This is a genomic window from Nocardia aurantiaca, assembly GCF_009708175.1.
Taxonomy (GTDB): Bacteria; Actinomycetota; Actinomycetes; order Mycobacteriales; family Mycobacteriaceae; genus Nocardia; species Nocardia aurantiaca.
This window is the reverse complement of record NZ_WMBB01000011.1, coordinates 32813-50891: the sequence shown is the minus strand read 5'-3', so window position 1 is coordinate 50891 and position 18079 is coordinate 32813. Positions and strand designations below refer to the sequence as shown.

Below are 18079 nucleotides of genomic sequence, written 5' to 3'. Positions count from 1 at the left end.
GCGGCCGGTGGGCTCCCGTCCCAGGGGATGGGAGCCCACGGCGTCGAACGCGTGGGTCATCGCCCGTAGAGCGCGCCGCCGTTGACCTGCACGATCTGTCCGCTCAGGTGCGCGGCCGCGGGCGAGCTCAACCAATGGATGGTTTCGGCGATATCGTCGGGAGTGCCGGCGCGGCCGGTCACGGTCTGAGCGACGAGGGCCTTCTCGCGTGTGTCGCTGAGTCTTCCGTGAAAGAACTCGGTACCCGACACGTATCCGGGGGCCACTACATTGACGGTGGTGCCCCGGCGGCCGAGGCGGGCGGCCAGGTCGAAAGCGTACGGGTGCAGGGCAGCCTTGGCTGCCGCATAGGAGCCGGTGCCCGACCCGCGGTAGGCGGCGATCGAGCTGAGGAACACGAGGCGCGCGTGATCAGACAGCAACGGCCCCACCGCCTCCGACAGCAGCACCGCGGATAGTACATTGCTGGCGTAGTTGCCGTTCCAGCGCCGCGCTACAGCGTGCAGAGACGAGTCGCTGGGCGCGGAGTCGGCGAATTCGACGTTTCCGCCGGCGGCGTGGACCACCACGTCGATGGCTCCGAAACGCCGCTTCACCTCGCCGACGACGCGCTCCACCTCGTCGGGATCGCTCAGATCACCTTGTACGACAGCTGGTTTCGTGGCCTGGTCGTGCGCGTCTGCGATCTCGGTCGCAGCAGCGGTCAACGGCTCGAGCCGGCGGCCGATCAGAACTGTTCGATCACCGTCTCGCGCGAATCGTTCGGCGCTCGCGCGGCCGATTCCGGTGCCGCCACCGGTGACGAGGACGACTCGTGAGCTCATGCGGTACTCCTTGGTGTCGTGAGGTGATCGACCGGCGCTGCGCCGATCGTGGGGAGAAATCTCGCGCGGACCAGCTCGGCCACGCGCACGATGTCGGCGTGCATCGGGCGGTCGGCCACGATCGGCGGAACTGCGTCAGCCAGCCCGTCCCACCAGGTGTCGCGCCGAGCCCGGTCCGAAAGATGCTGGTACTGAACGATTCCTACGTGGAGGGAACCGACGATCCACCACGCTCTCGCAAGGCTGTCGGTGACTGCGTTGGCGCTGTTGAGAGCCAGCGGAACGCAGTCCTGGTTGCCCAGATTGGTCGGGAGCGCGGTCAGCGACGCCGGGTAGCCGTGCTGACGGATCGCCGCGAGGTGAGAGCTGGCGGCGATCTGGACACCGGCAAGCCCGCTGCTGCGTCCTGGGGTGGGCGTCAGCAGCGGCGGCAGGCCGCCGTTGCGGGCGGGATCGACCAGCAGCGCCAGCTGCCGCTCGGCCAGGAACGCCACCTGATGGACACAACCGGCGTACTGTTCGCTGGCCAATCCCACAGCGGCAGCGTGGAAATTGCCACCGTGCAGGACGGTGTCGTCGACGATCACAGGATTGTCGGTGGTGCCGTCGGCTTCGGCGAGCAGGATCTCGCCTTGCAGACGGAGCTGATCGAGTACTGCCCCGAGGATCTGCGGGGCACATCGCAGCGAATACGGTTCCTGCAGTGGCCTGTTCTGGGAGCCGGGCGTGGTCGGATCGATGTTCGAGCGGATGACCGCTGCGATCCGCTGCTGCCCGCGCTGATTGCGTACCCGCGACAGCGCATCCCGATAGGGCTCGACGTTGCTGCCCAGCAACGTCACCAGCCGGCCGGTCGCGGTGGCCATCGCGACGACCAAGCAGGCGAGCTCGACGTGATTGTGCAGTGTCGCCGCGAGGGCGGCGCTGGTCCCGTTGACGAACGCCAGCGCCGACCGCGCATCCCAGCGCACCGCTGTCACCGACGTACGGGCCAGCGCGTCGTCGGCGTCGAGGGCATGAAGGCATCCTTGGTCGTGCCACCAGAGCTTGCCGCGTCCGGCCAGGGCCGCCGCAGCATGCGCGAGTGGCACGAGATCACCACTGGCCGAGAGACTTCCGTCGCGCGGTACCACCGGTGTGATGCCGTGGTTCCACTGTGCGACGAGGGTTTCCCAGACAGGGACCGAGACTGCGGAATAGCCTTTGGCCATGCTCGACAGCCGCAACCAGATCATCGTGCGCACCACCTCGGGAGTGAGCGGATCACCTTGACCCACTGTCAGATGATCGATGAGCCCAGATCCGCTGCGGTGTGTATCAGTGTGCGCATCGAAGTCGACCAGCGGCCCGAACCCCCGTGTCAGTCCGTACACGGGCGTGCGGGCGGCAACCCGGTCGAGTACACGTCGACTGTGAACCAGCCGGGTGAGGGTGTCGGGGTCGACGGGAAAGCGGACCTGCCGGCCGGTCCGGGCCAGCCATCGGGCGATGGGGTCGAGCGCGGATGTGCTGGGGTCAGAGTCGAACACGCTGCCGTGCACGGCTGGTCGTCTCCTGTCTGTGGGTTTCGGGCCGATTCCGCTCGTACAGTTGATCCGCCAGCACTTTTCCGGTCGCCGAACGCCGCAGTGTCTCGACGCGGTGAATTCTCCGAGGAAGTGGGCTCGACCCGAGCACCTGCTGGAAGCTCGACCAGATCTCCCGCGTCCCCGGTCCTGAGGGCGGCGAGCTGTAGTAGAGGTCGTAGTGCTCTCCCCGCAGCTCGTCGGTGGCAGCGACACAAGCGAATTCGCTGTCAGAATGCAAACGGTGCAGGCTGGCCTCGATCTGGTCGAGGTTGCAGCGAACTCCGTTCACCTTGATCAGTCTCGATACCCGGCCGAGATGGCGAAACCGTCGATGCGGAAGGGGTTCGACCAGGTCGTCGAGGTGTAGTGCCTGCGGGTAGTGCGGCGTCGTTTCGTGCCGGGCCAGCCGGGGGCTGCGTACATGCAATGGTTGAGGCCCATCGTTGCGGTCGGTTATCAACTGCACATCGGGCAACAGCGTCCATGGCTGGTTGTCTTCGGCGGCTATCGTTCGGGTGGCGATCGCGCCGGTCTCGGTCGAGCCGAAGATCTCGACCGGATGAAAGCGCGGCGAGGCCAGTCGTTCGGCCGTCGTGCGGGCCGCCGCAGTCACCGGACCGGTCCCGTGGAGGGCGGTCACCGACGGCAACCCCGCCAGCATCGCTGCCATGCTGCGCACGATCGGCCAACTCGATGGCAGGCATACCAGCAGGGTGGGAGTGCCGGTCCTGATATTCGGGACCGCTGCGGGGTGGCGCCATCCGTGATGGACCGGGACGTCAATCAATTCGGGCAGCACCGTGCCGTAGAGGTGCCCGTAGAGGTGGCCGGTCGGCGCGAAGTTGACGATTTGGCCGACCGCTCCGAGTTCGGCGGCGACGAGCGCGACTTCCGCGCGGATCTGGACGACGGTCCGCCACCAGCGGGCCGGTGATCCGGTCGATCCGGAGGTTGCAAAGGCGATCTCCTCACCGCGTGTGTCAGCTGTCATGGGCCGTAACCCCGTTGATCGCGGCCAGATCCTGCAGCTGCCACTGCACGAAACGCACGATGCGTTCGGGGGTTGCGAACTCGTAGCGCACGTCATGGCCGACGTAGTCCACCTCGATACCGAACTCCTCCTCGATGCGGGTGATGCACTCGACTGCTCGCAGGCTGTCGTAGAGGTCACCGAGCTTGTCGCGCAGCTCGTCGGAGTCGGCGACCGTATCGAGGTCGGGTCCCAGCACGGCCCGCAACGCGCCCCGGACGCGCTGGGTGAGCTGTTCGGGTGTAGGAATTTGGGTGGTCATGGCTTCCTCGGAATCTGGGTGTCAGGGCGTGTCGGCGCGCGTGAGCGCACCATCACGGGCGATGTAGACCTGAGCTGGTGCCGTGGTCCGAAATTCGATGTAGACGAAGGGGACCGGACCGTGGGTGTGCAATTGCGTCGTCAACTGCCGGGCCAATTCGGCGCGGAAGTGGTCGTCGCGGTCTGGTCCGATGCGGCACAGCGCCAGTGCGTAGTGCGGTCGGTGGTCACCGGCGACCAGCGCGTCCAACGCGATACCGCCGCTGAAGGTGGAGTGCGGTTCGAGCTGGTGGAAGGTGACGATCACGTTGCGCGGCGACGTTTCTCGGTCGGCAAGCCATCGGGTCAGTGCCACGGCGATCGATTTCTTGTGTGCCAGCGGCAGGACGGTCGTGAACAGGTCGATGGTCGGCATCGTGTTCGGCTACGACAGGGTCAGCGCAGGCAGTCGCGCCGTGCGGTCGGATAGACGTTTGCGCAGCAGGGAGCCCAGGCAATGGGCTAGCGCGCCACCGGAATTCGCCGCGAGCGGACTCCACCGGAATCCGGACGCGGCGCTGATCCGATCGACGAACCGATGCACATGTTCTGTGTCGAGGGCGATCCCCAACCGGTCGGCGGTCACGACCGCCTCATACGTCGACAACAGGTCGGGGACACGATTGCCGTCGTTGGCCCAGCCGCCGCCTCGAACCCGGTGCGTTTGCAGCAACCGCTCTGCATCGCCGGCTCGCGAGTCGCCCAAGGCCAGAAAGATCCGCGACGCTTGAAGGCCCGCACGCGCGCTCGCCTGACTTCCCGGGGCCGATCCGTATTCGCCTGCCGAAGTGCGGCATTCGCCCACGAAACCAGCCAAGGCCGCGATGTCGATGACCGATCCGATCGGCTCGCTCAGCGAGACTGCGATCTCGACAGCGGCCGCGGTCGACACCAGATCCGATCCCCGGCCTTCCCAATAGCCGAATCCGCCGTCGGGATTCTGGATCGATGTCAGCCAGGCACCGATGCGTCGACGAGCCCGCTCGTCGCGCTCGAACGCACCGGCGCTCAGCGCCCACAGCGTCGAGCGGACCTCCGCGCCGCGGCCCGGCATGTACATGACCCCGCCCTCGTTCGGGAGCAGGCACCGGGGAATCCATGCGCGCAGCCGATCGGCCTCCGCGCTGTCGGGTGCCGCCAGAATCGCTGCCGCGGACGTCAGTACGTCGGCAGCCGATCCTGTCTCCCGGTAGGTGAAGCCTCCGGAAGGCACCGCCATCGTGGCGATCAGGGCGGCGATCGCATCGCTGGCCGGTGAGTGCTCACCTGACGCCCGCAATGCGCCTACTGCACAGAATGAGGCCCAGACATCCTCGACGTCGTATCCATCCCATCGAACGTAGGCACCGGTACTGCCTCGATGGCGTGCGATCCACGTCCCGACCGGCTCGGCTGGCGCGGCATCGAGCCAGGCCAGGGCAGCTGTCGCGCGGAAGGTTGCCCACATGCATGCCTCGGTCGCCGATTCCGCGAACCGGAATCCACCATCGGGCAGCTGTTGATGTTGAATCCAGTCGATCAAATCGTCTGTGCGCCAAGGCAATGCGATCGCGCTGTGCTGACCGGCCAATGTGTGAAACGTCGTCGTAGCGTAGTGGCAGGCCCGAACATCCGCGATGCCACGCACCGCGTGCTCAGGAGTCCAGCTCACACCGCCGGCGGGACTCTGTAATCGGCGCAGCCAGTCGATCAGCCGATCCCGGTCGGGAACGTCGACACCACAGATTTCGATCGCGGTGCGGGTAGAGAAATGCGTCGCCCACACATCGGGTGCCTGACCCGGCGTCATCGCATACGCTTCACCCGACCAGGTCAGCGACAGCCACTCGGCGGTCCGTTCGATGTCGGGGACCAGATGGCCCAGATCTCGCAGTGCCTGCGTGCAATAGAACGTGGCCCATGCATCCGAGGTCATTCCTCGGCTCCAGGCGTAGCCGCCGTCGGTATTGCGTTTGCTGAGCAGGAAATCCACGGTGTCGGCGCGATTCGGAATTTCGTCGAGCCTGCCTAGCCACGACAGTGTCCGGATCGCGGCGTAGGTGCACCACAGGTCGCCTTCGTCGGTGCCCAGGCCGGTGATCGTCCCCGAAAGCAGGGCCACTGAATTGCTCACAGGCCCTCCACCACTCGGATATTGGATCGCTTCCAACTCTTCTGTGATCCACCGCTTTTTGTGGTGATCGGCAGGGTGTTGACAAACAGCGCTTCGCTCCAGGCGATTCCGAGTGCGTGCTTGCTGCGTCGGTGCAGTTCAGTTAGTTGTTCCGCGTCGTCATGACTGTCTGCCGACCGGCGACGTTCCAGCAGAATTCTCGCCTTGCTTCCGTCGGCGGCGACTTCGATCAGATAACCGGTCGCAGCGGTCGCGCCGTAGACGATGTTCTCCACTGACCGGATATCCAGCGCGTGACCGGCGACCGCGATCGCATCGGACTTCCTACCGTGGACGGTCACCGTCGGAGCGAGATTGCCGCAGAGACAACCGCGATCGACGCTCACCTCATCTCCCGTGTCCAATCGCAGCAGCGGTCTCGCGAACAGATTCAGGGGAGTCACGACCAACGTTCCTGAGCTCACACTGTCGAGAGCTGAAACTCCAGCTTCGGTAGCCAGCTCGAAGTAGTTGGTTGCGGTCATCAGATGCTGCTGTCCCTGACCGCACGCAACCGCCAGGGTGCCTGTCTCGGTACTGCCGTAGCTGGCGTCGAAGACTGCAGCCTCCCACCAGCTACCGAGACGCTCACGCAGCGCGGGCGTGCTTACCTCGCCCAGCAACATGATGGCCCTGATCTGTTCCGAGACCGATTGCAGGACACCACGGTTCTGCAGCAGCCTGCTCAATTGCAGCACCACGCCGGGTGCCGCGAACAGGACGGTCGGGCGGAACGCATCCCAAAGGCCGAGCAGCCGGTCCCAATCGGAAATTCCCGTAGTGAACGGGTAATTGCGCGTGTGGGGAATACCCCTATATTCACACACGCCGGCAATCAGATCCGCAACCGGCACGACATCCGAAGGCAGCAGTATCGCAACACGGTCATCGTCGCGCAGGACTTCGCGCCAGGCCTCGGCCACGGCAACGGTGTTCCAGATTATGTCGTCGGCAGTGCGCGGGGTCGGCGTGACACGGCCTGTGGTCCCAGTTGTTTCATAATATTTGGCGACGTTGGCCGGGTCGGCGACGATGAAGTCCCAGGGCGTCTCCTTGATATCCTCTTTCGCGGTCAGCGGTTGCTCGCCGAACGTGACGAATTCGTATTCGGGCAGGTGGCGGTATGCTTTTGCTTCTCGTGCCCGATCCCAGACCACACCCAATCGCCGATCGTAGTATTCCGAGGAATACTCTCGTCCCAGATGGGCTTTCACGGAATCTCTCGCGTCCAGAAGAGTCGCGAGAAGATTGGCATTGCTGATCAGCAAGATTCCCCCCAACAGATCAGATGAACTGCGTCCCTGGTCTCGGCAACAGTTCACATCGAATCAATAGAACCAGTACTGAATATCCTTGTCCGCGCATAGATGTGCCTCAAGAATTCGGATCACCATGAGGGTAAAGGCTCGCGAATCGGCCACGAAGGTGTGCGAAGAGGTTGCAGAACAACAGGTTTCATGCTTGCCACGTGCGAACAAGTCACTTCCTCTCGACCGTCTTCAGCAGGCGTTCGGAGGTCTTCGGTGCGGCAACAGAATTGATGACACCGCAGGGTAGCTGATCGAACTTGACAGCCGAGGAATGATGCCTCGGGACTGCCCCGAGTTCGGTTGACTCGCGGGGTGTGGTGTTTTCAGGCCGCGAGTGCGGGCTGATTGATTGTCTCAAATTCGATCGGCGTCAGTCGGCCGAGTCGACGTTGCCGTCGACGGCGGTGGTAGGTCCGTTCGATCCAGATGACGATCGCCAGGCGCAGCTCCTCACGGGTCGCCCAGTGCCGGCGGTCGAGGACGTCGGCTCGCAGGTGGGCGAGTCCGGTATCCCAGCGAGGACTACTTCGCGTGGGAGAGGACGCAAATCGATCCGTAGGCGCAGAGAGGGGTTTTCATGCCCAGGGAGAGGATGGTGCCGGGCGAACTACCGGCGAAAGGCAATTGGAGCCTGTGAAGGGTGCCGATGGTGTCTGGCGTTTGTACCGCGTCAAGCATCGAACCTTCAGCGGCGCGTACACGCGCACCAGCGCCACTAGGCGTACACGGAAGGAGTGTGCCTGGCCGAATGGGACCGGAAGTTCGAGGTCAATCGGTACAAAGGTTCGGTTCGTAAGAGGCGTACTCAGATTGCGTCGAGGCGGTTCACCACCGAGGACAAGATGATCGACGTCTTCGACTGGTTCATGGAGGTCACTCGGAAGCGTGTGACGAGAGGGGAGATCAAGCAGCAGACCCTCGCGATCTACGAGCGGATGATCTACGTCTCCGAGGGGCCGAAGTCGAGAGACGACGCGGTGAAGCTGCTGGGACACCTCACTCTCGGCGAGGTCGGGGATCCGGGGTTCCTCGCCGACTATCTGGACGACATCGCGGAGTTGGTGCCTGGCATTGCGCACCAGCACTATTCGATCCTCACCGCGATCTTCAAACGCTTGGTCCTGGTAGGTCCGTTCAAGTACAGCCCGATGCTGCCGGTGAGGAACCCCAGCGCTCGTGGAGGCAAACAGAAGGCGCTGCGGCTGGCTGACCATGAAGCGTTGTACGACCTGTTCGTCTCTCGTGCCCAGGGTACGAAGTATCGGATCATCCTGTTCTTGATCCTGCTGGGAACCGGTCTACGGATCGGTGAAGCTCTCGCGCTGCGATGGATGGACGTGGATCTGCGGGGCGGCGACGAGTGTGCGGTCATACACGTGTGCGGGACGGTGGTGAAGGGCAAGGACGGTGCGTTCCGGCAGGACAAGCGCAAGAACAACGCTCGCTTCTACTACCTGACTTTGCCGATGTGGCCGACGGTCGAACTGCGCGAGTGGCGTCGGCAGGCCGGCGATGTGGACGACAGCGCACATGTGCTGGTCAGCAAGCGAGACTGCCTGGTGTCCCCGCGGAGCGGCTGATCAGTTGTTGCAGAAGGTGGTTCGGGGTATGCCTCTGGAATGGGTGCAGTTCGGCAACTTCCGAGACACTGCCGCGACGTACGTGACGGGCAAGACCAACGAGCCGTTGCGCGCCAGTGCTCAACTCGGGCATGCGGAGGCATCGACGATCGCCACGGTGCACTACATCGACCTGGAGGGCTACGTCCGCCCCGCGGTGGACAACACGGTGGCCATGGAGTCGTTGCGGCCGCGAAAAGTGGAGGAAAAGTGGAATCTGGAGGCCGCTTAATGTACTCGCAACCCTGTGACCTTGACTTTCACCAGGTTCGAGGCGTATCAGAGTGGGTACAGCTACCGGTGTAATCGGTACGACGACGCGTGGAGAGAGGCGGTCCAGGTGTCGATGCGTCCTTCGTTGCCGACTCGGCTCTGGCGAATGCGGCCGTGGAATCCGAGTCGGCTGATGCGTGTCTCGGATCGGGCCGAGGTGGTGTTGCGGGCGGTGGCCGTGGTGGTGGTGGCCGCCGCGGTGCCTGTGGCGGGGGCCGTCGGGACCGTGAGTTATACGGGGGCGCAGGCTCGGATCGAGGTGCAGGACGCGGGGAAGACCAAGGTCACGGCCACCGAGACGGCGGATGCCGTGCGACTGCCGGATTCGGATCATTACGCGGGTCAGACGCGGTATCAGGCCGCGGTGCAGTGGGACAGCGACGGCAAGCTCGCGACCGCCACGGTGGACGTGCCGGGACCGCAGGTCGCGGGAGCCACGGTGACGCTGTGGATCAAGAACGGGCAGCCGACCTTGGCCCCCGCGCGGCCAGGTGCCGCGGCCGCGGAGGGGATCGGGACCGGGCTCGCCGTGCTGGTCGAAACCTGGTGTGCGGCCGCCGCGACGGTGTGGTTCGCGGGCACGGTGTTGGATGCCAGACGGTATGCGCGCTGGGAGCGCGAATGGCGCGGCATCAACCGGCCCATCGGCAAAGATACCCTGTAACTCCCTGCGGAAGCTCAGTATTCGCCGTTTACCAGGTTCCGGGGTGACTCGCCCGCGAGGTAGCGCGCGATTTCCGCGGTGGCGATGGACCAGCCGCGCCGTAGGTTTCCGCTGCTGCTGCCACCGACGTGCGGGGTGAGCAGCAGGCCGGGCGCATCCCACAGCGGGTGGTCGGTGGGTAGCGGCTCCGGGTCGGTGACGTCGAGAATGGCGCGCAGGCGGCCGGATCGCAGTTCGGCCAGCAGGGCGTCGGTGCGCACGACCGGACCGCGGGCGGCATTGACCAGGATGGCACGGTCGGGCATACGGGACAGGAAATCGGCGTCGACCATGCCGATGGTGGCCGCGGTGACGGGGACCATGAGCACGACGGCATCGAAATGCGGGAGCAGGTCCGGGATTTCCTCGACGCCGTGCACGCCCTCACGAGCGTGCGTACCGACCAGTTCGACTGTCGTGTCGAAAGGCAGCAGCATGCGCTGCAACTCGGTGCCGAGATCACCCGCCCCGATGATCAGGATTCGCTTGCCGTGCAAGGTATCCGTACGATGCTGTGTCCATCGGTGCTCGCGCTGGGCGAAGGCGAATTCGGTGAATTCCCGGTAGACCGTGAGCAATCCGGTGATCGTCCACTCTGCCGTGCTCGCACCGTGCGCGCCGCGCCCGGTGGAGATCATGACATGATCGGGCAGAGCGCCCACCCAGGTCTCCGCCCCCGCGGTGAGCAACTGCACCAGTCGCAGCGTGGGCAACGACCGCGCCAGTTCCACGATCTCGGGCCGATTCGCCAGGAAGGTGGGCACGAACACCTCCGCCTGGTCCGCCCCGTCGGGCAGCGGCTCGCCGAGGGCGTAGCGCAACGGCCGCGCGCCCTCGAGCCGTGAGACCGCCGCGAAACCGTGATCGTCGGGAACCAGCACCGTCACCGTCATGACAGCGACGCTAGCCGACCGCGCAGACGCCGGTCGGCCCCGGTCAATAGCGGGGATGGGCGAGGTAGCGGGCGGGCGTGCCCAGCAGCCAGCGGATCACGGCGACGGCCAACGCGATGATTCCGAGGGAGGTGAGCACCGGGGTGGCGAGGAGCCAGCCCGCGTCGAGCAGTGCGAGGCCGAACACGGCGAGCATCGAATTGTCCTCTGAGGACCGGAGTCCTATTTGGCGACGGATTGTGTTTCGGTGGGCGTCCCCGGATGGCTGCGGAAGCGGTTGACCAACCAGTTCGGTTTGGAGAACGCATGTTTCGGCGAAGTCCCGGCCATGGAATCCGCGGGTTTGCGGGGCTGCTTTACGCTAGCAGGCGCCGTCGCCGGTTTCGCGAGTTCCCTGCGAGCCGCGGCCATCTCGCGCCGCGACCGGCGCAGTTCCCGCCGCGCCACCAGCCCGCGCCGCGAGGAGGCCCAGACTCCGGCCAGGGTCAGAATCAATCCCGCTGTGCTGATGGCGCCGATCAGGATCCCGTAGGCGAACAGTAGCCCGGCGGATCCGTGATACGTGTGGTCGAAAACGGTGAAGCCGTTGGGAAGTGCGTGGGTGTCACCGCTGTTGGCCTGAATCCCGGCCACGCCCACGGTCACAGCGCCCAGGAGAGCGATGAGTCCGATGATTGTGAACATAAGGGGGCAATGCCCGTTCACCTGCTGGCCAAACCCCGGACCGGTAGGTTGGCCGGCGAGTTCCGCTGTTTGTCCGCCGGACCGGTGGCCATGTCCGCGATGCCGATCATTCGGCGGCGAACGGGAGCGTCCCATGTCGACCTTCACCTACGACCTACCCCACTTCGCCACCGAGGCGGACCTCGCCGAGCGCGCTGCGCGGCATGGACTCCACCAGCGGGGTGAGCATCGATCGGGCGGTCGTGACCATCCCGGTTGCCTCATCGCTCACCTACGGCGAGGTTGTCGACGCCATCCGCAAGCACGGCGTCTCGGCGAGGTAGGGGCGACGGCGCGCGGACCGTAACGAACCGGTTGTCCTCGGCGTGCCGCTACGACACGTTGGCAACTGAATAGCAAACTCTCGGGCATGTCCCCTTCGCCCGGTTGTCGGCGCGGGTAGCGGCACGGGTGGCCGCGTCCGTCCGCCGTGCTCCCGCGCCCATGCTGGCGACCGCGGGACCGCCGCCGAATGGGCCCGGGTGGGCGGTCGAGATGAAGTGGGACGGGGTCCGCGTCATCGCCGTCTGCGAAGGCGGGGAATGTAGGGTGTTCAGCCGCAACGGCAACGACGTGAGCGCGGCGTATCCGGAGATCGTCGCGGGTCTGAAAGCCTTGTCCGGCAATAAATCCCTGACCTTGGACGGGGAGATCGTGGCGCAGGATCGCGAGGGCGCGCCGTCATTCGGGCGGTTGCAGCGGCGGATGCACGTCGCGCGGCCGGGGGAGCGGCTGGTGGCCGAGGTGCCGGTGCGATTCTTCGTCTTCGATGTGCTGCGGGTGGACGGGCTCGATGTCACAAGGGAAACGTATCTGCAGCGCCGGGCGCGGCTGATGAAGTTGGAACCGCCAGAGCCGCTGTCGGTACCGCCGCACTGGCTCGGCGTGGATGCGGCACAGTTGCTCGAGGTGGCGCGGGAGCATCGGATCGAGGGAATCGTGTCCAAGCGCACCGACTCGGTGTACCTGCCGGGGCGGCGGTCGCCGGCCTGGATCAAGACGCCGCTGCGGCAGAACACCGAAGTGGTGGTGGTCGGGTGGACGCCCGGCGCGGGCGGGTTCGAGACGACGTTCGGATCCTTGGTCATGGGCGCACACGATGAAACCGGTCGGCTGGTTTACATCGGGAATGTCGGCACCGGGTTCACGCTGGCCGCCCGCCGCGTGCTGCGGCAAGCGCTCGACGAGATCACCGTCGCCGCAAGCCCTTTCGATCAGCCGCCGCCGGAAGCCGCCGCGGGCGGCTGGCGCTGGGTCGAACCCGTCCTGGTCGCGGACGTGGAGTATCGCGAATTCTCCGGGGAGCGGCTGCGCATGCCCAGCTGGAAGGGGTTGCGCACCGACAAGCCGCCGGCACTGGTGGTCGTGCCGCCTGTGCGCTGATGATGGGAACGAACCATGAGATGCGACAAGGCAATTGGCGTAAACGTCCGCTTTCGACCACAATCAGAAGGATGGGCGGCGTTGGGGCACGAAAGCTGCGCGAGCTCTCGGCTGCTGAATCACTGCAACGGCTGGCCGGCGCGCAATACGGGCGAATTGTCTACGCGCGCCGCGGACTTCCGATCATCCGGCCGGTCAATCACATCGTCGAAGAGGGCATCGTGGTGGTGCGGGCACATTTGGGCGCCAGCCTGCTGCGGGGCGACGGCCAGATGGTGGCCTACGAGGCCGACTCCTTCGACGAGCACACCCGGCAGGGTTGGAGCGTGATCGTCACCGGAGTCGCGCGGGTGGTCATCGAGCCGGAGCAGGTGCAGCGTTACGAGACGCTGCTGGATCCCTGGATCAATCTGCCGATGGATCATGTCGTCTGCATCGAGGCCGGGGTAGTCACCGGTCTGGAGCTGATCGACGAGAACGGTTAGGTCACGCCACGCGCGGCGGTGGCTGTGACCCCGAATACCACTCCGGTAGCGTGACACGCCGTTGGGCCGAGCGCGGCAATCCGCCGACGAGCTCGGCGCGGCCCGGCGTCTTCCGATCCCACACGGCGGGTTCCGGCCGCACGTACGTGAGAGGAACCGCATTTGACTGCATCGGAGAGGCAGCTACCGGACACCGGTACCGCACCCACGGACGACGAGGGGTATTCCCGCGGCCTGTCGCCGCGCACCATCCAGATGATCGCCATCGGCGGCGCGATCGGCACCGGCCTGTTCTACGGTGCGGGCGGCGCGATCGAGAAGGCGGGCCCGGCACTCATCCTCTGCTATCTGGCCGCCGGCCTGGCCATCTTCGTCATCATGCGGGCGCTGGGCGAACTGCTCACCTACCGTCCGGTCACCGGCAGCTTCGCCGAATACGCCAATGAGTTCCTGGGCCGCTTCGCGGGCTTCGCCACCGGCTGGACCTACTGGGCGGTCTGGGTGGCCACCTGCATGGCCGAGATCACCGTGGCCGGCAAGTACGTGCAGTACTGGTTCAACATCCCGCAGTGGGTGACCGCGCTCGTGGTGCTGGGCATCATGTTCATCGCCAACCTGGTGTCGGTCCGGTTGTTCGGCGAGGGCGAATTCTGGTTCTCCACCATCAAGGTGACCGCCATCGTGGCCATGATCGTGATCGGCCTCGGCGTGCTGGTCTTCCACTTCGGCCACGCCGCCAACCCCACCGTCACCAACCTCTGGGACGACGGCGGCGTGTTCCCCAACGGGTTCGGGCAGGCGCTGCTGGCCCTGCAAATCGTCGTATTCGCCTATGTCGGTGTGGAATTGGTGGGCGTGACCGCCGGTGAGGCCCGCGACCCCAAGCGCACCCTGCGCAAGGCCATCAACAGCCTGCCGCTGCGCATCGGCCTGTTCTATGTCGGCGCGCTCGTGGTCATCATGTCGGTGTCGAGTTGGCGCACCTTCCACTCGGGCCGCAGCCCGTTCGTGGAGATCTTCGAGCAGATCGGTATTCCGGGCGCGGCGGGCATCATCAATTTCGTGCTGCTGACCGCGGCGCTGTCGTCCTGCAACTCCGGCATCTACTCCACCGGCCGCATGCTGCGCAGCCTGTCGCAGCGCGAGGAGGCCCCGGCCGCACTGGGCTCGCTGAGCGGCCGATCGGTCCCCGCGGCCGGCATCGCGGTATCCGCGGGGGTCATGGTGATCGGCGTGGCCGTGAACTACGTCTCGCCGGACAAGGCGTTCGGGTACGTCACCTCCGTGTCGACCATGGGCATCATCTTCGTGTGGGGTGTGATCCTGGTCTGCCACCTGCTCTACCGCCTCCGCGTCAAGCAGGGTGTGCTGCCGCGCAGCGACTACCGCCTGCCGGGTGCGCCGTTCACCACGGTGTTCGCGCTCGCCTTCCTGGTGCTGGTCGTGGTGCTGCTGTTCTTCACCGAGGACGGCCGCAGCGCGCTCGTGGTCGGTGCGGTGTGGGGTGCGCTGGTGTGCGCCGGTTACCCCCTGCTGTCCCGCAAGTTCTCGGAAAGCGCTGTATAACAGCTGTTCTCGGTGGGCGTGCGGCGCCCTCGAGATCGTCGGGGAGAAATTCGGCTGCGTACGACCCCTCCACGGTGCCGCGACACCCGTCGAGACCAGCTCGTCCGGACGCCGCCCGCCCGTTGCCCGCCGCCCCCGGTGAACGCCCCGAGCGAACACGCCGGGCACCGGCGGCCGGGCGGGCGGCGATGGCCCTGCCGGTGGTGCTGCCCGCGAGTCGGTGTCCGTGGCACCCTTCGACCACCACGATCGGACCGCTGACGCGGCGTGTGCGGGGCCGGGTCCCGGTGAACCGGAGCCGAAGTACCCTGCCACCGCGACCATGAACCGAGGAGCATTCGGTACATGCGCGATGACGAGGACACCCAGATCCAGTTCGCACTCGAACGATTGATCCGCCGCCATCCCGAAGTACCCCCGAGCCGGGTCGCGGGCGTTGTCGCCCAAGCGCGCGAAGTCTTCGTCGATGCGAAAGTTCGCAACTTCGTCCCACTGCTGATAGAACGCCGGGCGGCCCTTGAACTGGCCGCGATGTCCGGCGTGCAGTCCGTCCCGGCTCATCCCTGAGTCGTGGCGATGCTCAGGTACACGACCATGATCGTGAACAGGAACCACGCCGCCCCCTGCCAGATCGGCCACGCGCGCTCGGCCCGCCAGGCCCGGAAAGAGATGACCAGCGCTCCGATCCCGCCGAACAGCAGGATCCCGCCCGGCACCAGCCCGACCACGACCCGCGAGGTGGCGTCACACAGGCTCGATCCGGCGTTCAGGCACGCGGGCCGAGCCGCGGCCCAGATCAGCGCGATGACCGCCGCGACCGCGGTCCCGCCGAGCACGGCCAGGACATAGCTGGTCGCATGCCGCAGCATCGACGGATCGTTCCACCGTTTCTCCACGTCGTTCACCATGTCCACACCTCCTGCCCGCATCTCGACGAACCTGCGATACCACCATGGTCGTCCTGCCCGACACCCGCCGCCACGCCGAGCCTCGCGCCTGCCGGGGTGCGATGTCGTCGCTCCACCGGAATTCCACCGGCCATCGGAACTATGCGTGTGTCGCATCGACGGTCGCGCCCGGCGCAGAGGGGTGAGCGCGGCGGCGTGCTCGCAGTCGACGCGTCTCGAGGACTGCGAGGCCGCCGGCGCACGCGAATCCACCGGCCAGGGGCTGGCTGCGCCGGCATCGACGAGCCTGAGATCGAGGCCGGCGTGCGGTTCGCCCGCCGCCACCTCGAGCCGCACACACCCGTGGCCGATACGGCCGTTGCTCAGCGGGTGTCGGCGGCCAGCCCGAGGCCCAGGCCCACCAGCACGGCGGCGAGGGTGCGTTCGATGCGACGGCGGATTCCGGTGCGGCGCAGCCAGGTTCCGGCACGGTCGGCGGCCAGGACGACGCCCACGCACCAGGTGGTATCGATGACCAGTTGGATGACGGCAAGGGCCAGCACCGTGGGCAGGACCGGACCGCGCTCGGGTAGGAACTGGGGGAGGATCGTCAGGCCGAAGATCGCGGCCTTCGGGTTCGCGGCAATGGAGATCAGCGCCGCCCGGAACGCCGAGGCCGGAGTGCGGCCACCGGGCAGGGCCGAGGTCAGCGCCGCCCCGAAGACGTCATCGCCGCGCGACCCGCGCCATGCCTGGATGCCGAGCCACACCAGCACGACCGCCCCGAGCAGATGAATGCCCACATTCAGCACCCGGTTGGCCACCAGCAGCGCCGACAAGCCGGCGCCGCCCGCCAGCGTCCAGCCGAAGATACCGATCTCATTGCCCGCCACCGCCGCCAGACCGGCGGCGCGGCCGTCTCGGACCGACCGTTGCAGGAACAGCGCGGTCGCTGGGCCCGGCAGCACCGCCAGAATCAGACAGGCGAGAGTGAAAGCGGGGAGCACCTCGATCCAATGCGGCATCCGTCGATGCTGACACCGCCGACCCGATCCGGCCAAGCGGATTGCGGCGGACGGGTCGACTTCGCACCCCTGCCGGCGCGTCACGCGGCCGCACGCCCTCGCCCGGCAGTCCCCGACCGGTCCTCGCCGTCGGCGGCGCGGATCGTCAGGCCGGTGCGCCGACCGCCTCGGACAGGTAGTCGTGTCCGCCCACGTAGATCGTGTGTCCCGGTGCGGTCACCGAGGTGGTGGCGTCGGCGACGGCGGTGGCGAATTCCTCGACGGTCGGCAGACCGCCCTGGTCGCGACGGGCGGTGACCGCACCGGGATCCCGGCGTTCGAGTAGGCGAACGATGATGGTGCCGTCGATCATGTCGCCGGAGACCACGGTGAAACCGACACCGCGGCGGGCGAATTCGTCGATCATGCCGCGCAGGGCGTCCTCACCCGCGCGCTTGCTGGCGGCGATGGGCTCGTAGCCGGGCGGCACCTCGCGGGTGGGGGAGAAGTGCGCCTGGTGGCTGGTGACGAACACGATGCGACCGCTCTCCGATAGGTGCGGCAGCGCGAGGCGGGTCAGGCGAGTCTGGGCGTCGCGGTTGAGGAGCATCGCGTAGCCGGGCGCGGCGTCGCGTTCCAGGCCGCCGGAGGCATTGAGGACGAGCACGTCCAGCCGGCCGAACTCGGTGACCACCGCGTCGATGAGGGCGCATGCGCTGTCCGGGTCGGCGATATCCGCGCCCGCCACCGAGGCGCTGCCACCCGCGGCGACGATCTCGGCGGCCAGGGTCTCCGCGCGTTTGCGCTTCTCCCGATAGTTGATCACCACATGGTCGCCGCGTGCCGCCAGCACCCGCGCGGTTTCCGCGCCGATGCCGCGGGAGGCTCCGGTGATCAGGACGATTCGCCGCCGGGTCTCCGCCGTCGCTGCCATGCGCGACCTCCATCCACTGTGCTGCTTCTCATTCAGAACTACTAGATTGGTACTTCGAAATGAGAAGCGCAAGTCAGCCACCGCCCGCCAACAGCCGCGCCGACGACTCGGCCATACCCCTGCTCGCCGCCATGGACCTGCTCGGCCAGCGCTGGATGCTGCGGGTGATCTGGGAGCTCGAACCCGGTCCGCTCGGCTTTCTGGAACTGCGCCGCCGCATGGGCAATTGCTCGTCGAGCATGCTGTCGGTGCGCCTGCAGCGACTGGTGGAATCCGGTGTGGTGGAGAAGAAGCCGGACAAGTCCTATGAATTGACCGTTGCCGGAGGCGAATTGGGCTACGCGCTGCAGCCGGTATGGCGATGGTCGGAGCGCTGGGCAGGTAGCCTCGACGGCGCCGGGGGATACGACGAGACGTAGGGATCG

The 18079-nt window shown here is 66.4% G+C and carries 21 protein-coding genes and 1 pseudogene; 8 read left to right on the top strand and 14 right to left on the bottom strand.

Features of this window, described 5'->3' with window-relative positions; all coding sequences use genetic code 11:
• Nucleotides 1-56 precede the first annotated feature (56 nt).
• The 8 genes and pseudogenes from GLP40_RS23180 to GLP40_RS34030 all read right to left on the bottom strand — a co-directional run.
• Nucleotides 57-824, bottom strand: coding sequence for an SDR family NAD(P)-dependent oxidoreductase (locus GLP40_RS23180; RefSeq protein WP_154790108.1), 768 nt, complete (start codon nucleotides 822-824; stop codon nucleotides 57-59).
• The gene (locus GLP40_RS23175) at nucleotides 821-2365 is read right to left on the bottom strand and encodes an aromatic amino acid ammonia-lyase (protein ID WP_196054759.1); all 1545 of its coding nucleotides are present in this window, start codon (nucleotides 2363-2365) and stop codon (nucleotides 821-823) included. Before GLP40_RS23175 ends, GLP40_RS23180 begins: the two co-directional genes overlap by 4 nt.
• Nucleotides 2340-3383, bottom strand: a complete 1044-nt coding sequence (locus GLP40_RS23170) for a class I adenylate-forming enzyme family protein (RefSeq protein ID WP_196054758.1) — start codon at nucleotides 3381-3383, stop codon at nucleotides 2340-2342. Before GLP40_RS23170 ends, GLP40_RS23175 begins: the two co-directional genes overlap by 26 nt.
• Complete coding sequence (locus tag GLP40_RS23165) at nucleotides 3373-3684, bottom strand: acyl carrier protein (RefSeq protein WP_154790105.1); 312 nt, start codon at nucleotides 3682-3684, stop codon at nucleotides 3373-3375. The genes GLP40_RS23170 and GLP40_RS23165 overlap by 11 nt, the downstream gene beginning before the upstream one ends.
• A gap of 21 nt (nucleotides 3685-3705) precedes the next feature.
• Nucleotides 3706-4098 (bottom strand): hypothetical protein, encoded by a 393-nt coding sequence (locus GLP40_RS23160; RefSeq protein ID WP_154790104.1) that lies wholly within the window; start codon nucleotides 4096-4098, stop codon nucleotides 3706-3708.
• A 9-nt stretch (nucleotides 4099-4107) separates the two neighbouring features.
• Complete coding sequence (locus tag GLP40_RS23155) at nucleotides 4108-5823, bottom strand: prenyltransferase/squalene oxidase repeat-containing protein (RefSeq protein WP_328290554.1); 1716 nt, start codon at nucleotides 5821-5823, stop codon at nucleotides 4108-4110.
• Between the two features lie 8 nt (nucleotides 5824-5831).
• On the bottom strand, nucleotides 5832-7142 hold the full coding sequence (locus GLP40_RS23150) for a phenylacetate--CoA ligase family protein (RefSeq protein ID WP_154790103.1): 1311 nt from the start codon (nucleotides 7140-7142) through the stop codon (nucleotides 5832-5834).
• Nucleotides 7143-7507: 365 nt separating this feature from the next.
• Nucleotides 7508-7678 (bottom strand): annotated as a pseudogene (locus GLP40_RS34030) (IS3 family transposase); the annotation flags it as partial.
• 348 nt (nucleotides 7679-8026) lie between these two features.
• Here GLP40_RS34030 and GLP40_RS23145 point away from each other — a divergent pair.
• From GLP40_RS23145 to GLP40_RS23135, 3 genes are all read left to right on the top strand, one after another.
• The gene (locus GLP40_RS23145) at nucleotides 8027-8764 is read left to right on the top strand and encodes a tyrosine-type recombinase/integrase (RefSeq protein WP_154790102.1); all 738 of its coding nucleotides are present in this window, start codon (nucleotides 8027-8029) and stop codon (nucleotides 8762-8764) included.
• 28 nt (nucleotides 8765-8792) lie between these two features.
• Nucleotides 8793-9035 carry a hypothetical protein gene (locus tag GLP40_RS23140; RefSeq protein ID WP_154790101.1) on the top strand — a complete coding sequence of 81 codons (243 nt, stop codon included), beginning with the start codon at nucleotides 8793-8795 and terminating at the stop codon, nucleotides 9033-9035.
• A gap of 114 nt (nucleotides 9036-9149) precedes the next feature.
• The gene (locus GLP40_RS23135) at nucleotides 9150-9740 is read left to right on the top strand and encodes an Rv1733c family protein (RefSeq protein WP_456094006.1); all 591 of its coding nucleotides are present in this window, start codon (nucleotides 9150-9152) and stop codon (nucleotides 9738-9740) included.
• A gap of 14 nt (nucleotides 9741-9754) precedes the next feature.
• Here GLP40_RS23135 and GLP40_RS23130 read toward each other — a convergent pair whose 3' ends face one another.
• The 3 genes from GLP40_RS23130 to GLP40_RS23120 are packed head-to-tail and all read right to left on the bottom strand — an operon-like array spanning nucleotide 9755 to nucleotide 11356.
• Nucleotides 9755-10672, bottom strand: coding sequence for a 2-hydroxyacid dehydrogenase (locus tag GLP40_RS23130; protein WP_154790099.1), 918 nt, complete (start codon nucleotides 10670-10672; stop codon nucleotides 9755-9757).
• Between the two features lie 43 nt (nucleotides 10673-10715).
• Entirely contained in the window at nucleotides 10716-10868 is a 153-nt protein-coding gene (locus GLP40_RS23125; protein ID WP_154790098.1) for a hypothetical protein, read from the bottom strand.
• Nucleotides 10869-10894: 26 nt separating this feature from the next.
• Nucleotides 10895-11356, bottom strand: a complete 462-nt coding sequence (locus GLP40_RS23120; RefSeq protein ID WP_154790097.1) for a hypothetical protein — start codon at nucleotides 11354-11356, stop codon at nucleotides 10895-10897.
• A gap of 483 nt (nucleotides 11357-11839) precedes the next feature.
• Between GLP40_RS23120 and ligD the strand changes: the two genes are divergently transcribed.
• From ligD to GLP40_RS23100, 4 genes are all read left to right on the top strand, one after another.
• Nucleotides 11840-12778 (top strand): non-homologous end-joining DNA ligase, encoded by a 939-nt coding sequence (gene ligD, locus GLP40_RS23115; protein ID WP_154790288.1) that lies wholly within the window; start codon nucleotides 11840-11842, stop codon nucleotides 12776-12778.
• A 71-nt stretch (nucleotides 12779-12849) separates the two neighbouring features.
• On the top strand, nucleotides 12850-13263 hold the full coding sequence (locus GLP40_RS23110; RefSeq protein ID WP_154790096.1) for a pyridoxamine 5'-phosphate oxidase family protein: 414 nt from the start codon (nucleotides 12850-12852) through the stop codon (nucleotides 13261-13263).
• Between the two features lie 162 nt (nucleotides 13264-13425).
• Nucleotides 13426-14829 (top strand): amino acid permease, encoded by a 1404-nt coding sequence (locus GLP40_RS23105; RefSeq protein ID WP_154790095.1) that lies wholly within the window; start codon nucleotides 13426-13428, stop codon nucleotides 14827-14829.
• A gap of 345 nt (nucleotides 14830-15174) precedes the next feature.
• A complete protein-coding gene (locus tag GLP40_RS23100; RefSeq protein WP_154790094.1) occupies nucleotides 15175-15396 on the top strand; it encodes a three-helix bundle dimerization domain-containing protein in 222 nt (73 codons plus the stop codon).
• Here GLP40_RS23100 and GLP40_RS23095 read toward each other — a convergent pair.
• The 3 genes from GLP40_RS23095 to GLP40_RS23085 form a co-directional block, all read right to left on the bottom strand.
• Nucleotides 15387-15737 (bottom strand): hypothetical protein, encoded by a 351-nt coding sequence (locus GLP40_RS23095; protein ID WP_196054757.1) that lies wholly within the window; start codon nucleotides 15735-15737, stop codon nucleotides 15387-15389. The two genes, GLP40_RS23100 and GLP40_RS23095, sit on opposite strands and share 10 nt — an antisense overlap.
• A gap of 362 nt (nucleotides 15738-16099) precedes the next feature.
• Nucleotides 16100-16741 carry a LysE family translocator gene (locus tag GLP40_RS23090; protein ID WP_154790092.1) on the bottom strand — a complete coding sequence of 214 codons (642 nt, stop codon included), beginning with the start codon at nucleotides 16739-16741 and terminating at the stop codon, nucleotides 16100-16102.
• 145 nt (nucleotides 16742-16886) lie between these two features.
• Entirely contained in the window at nucleotides 16887-17654 is a 768-nt protein-coding gene (locus tag GLP40_RS23085; RefSeq protein ID WP_154790091.1) for an SDR family oxidoreductase, read from the bottom strand.
• Nucleotides 17655-17713: 59 nt separating this feature from the next.
• Here GLP40_RS23085 and GLP40_RS23080 point away from each other — a divergent pair, with 59 nt between their 5' ends.
• A complete protein-coding gene (locus GLP40_RS23080; RefSeq protein WP_230329849.1) occupies nucleotides 17714-18073 on the top strand; it encodes a winged helix-turn-helix transcriptional regulator in 360 nt (119 codons plus the stop codon).
• Nucleotides 18074-18079 lie beyond the last annotated feature (6 nt).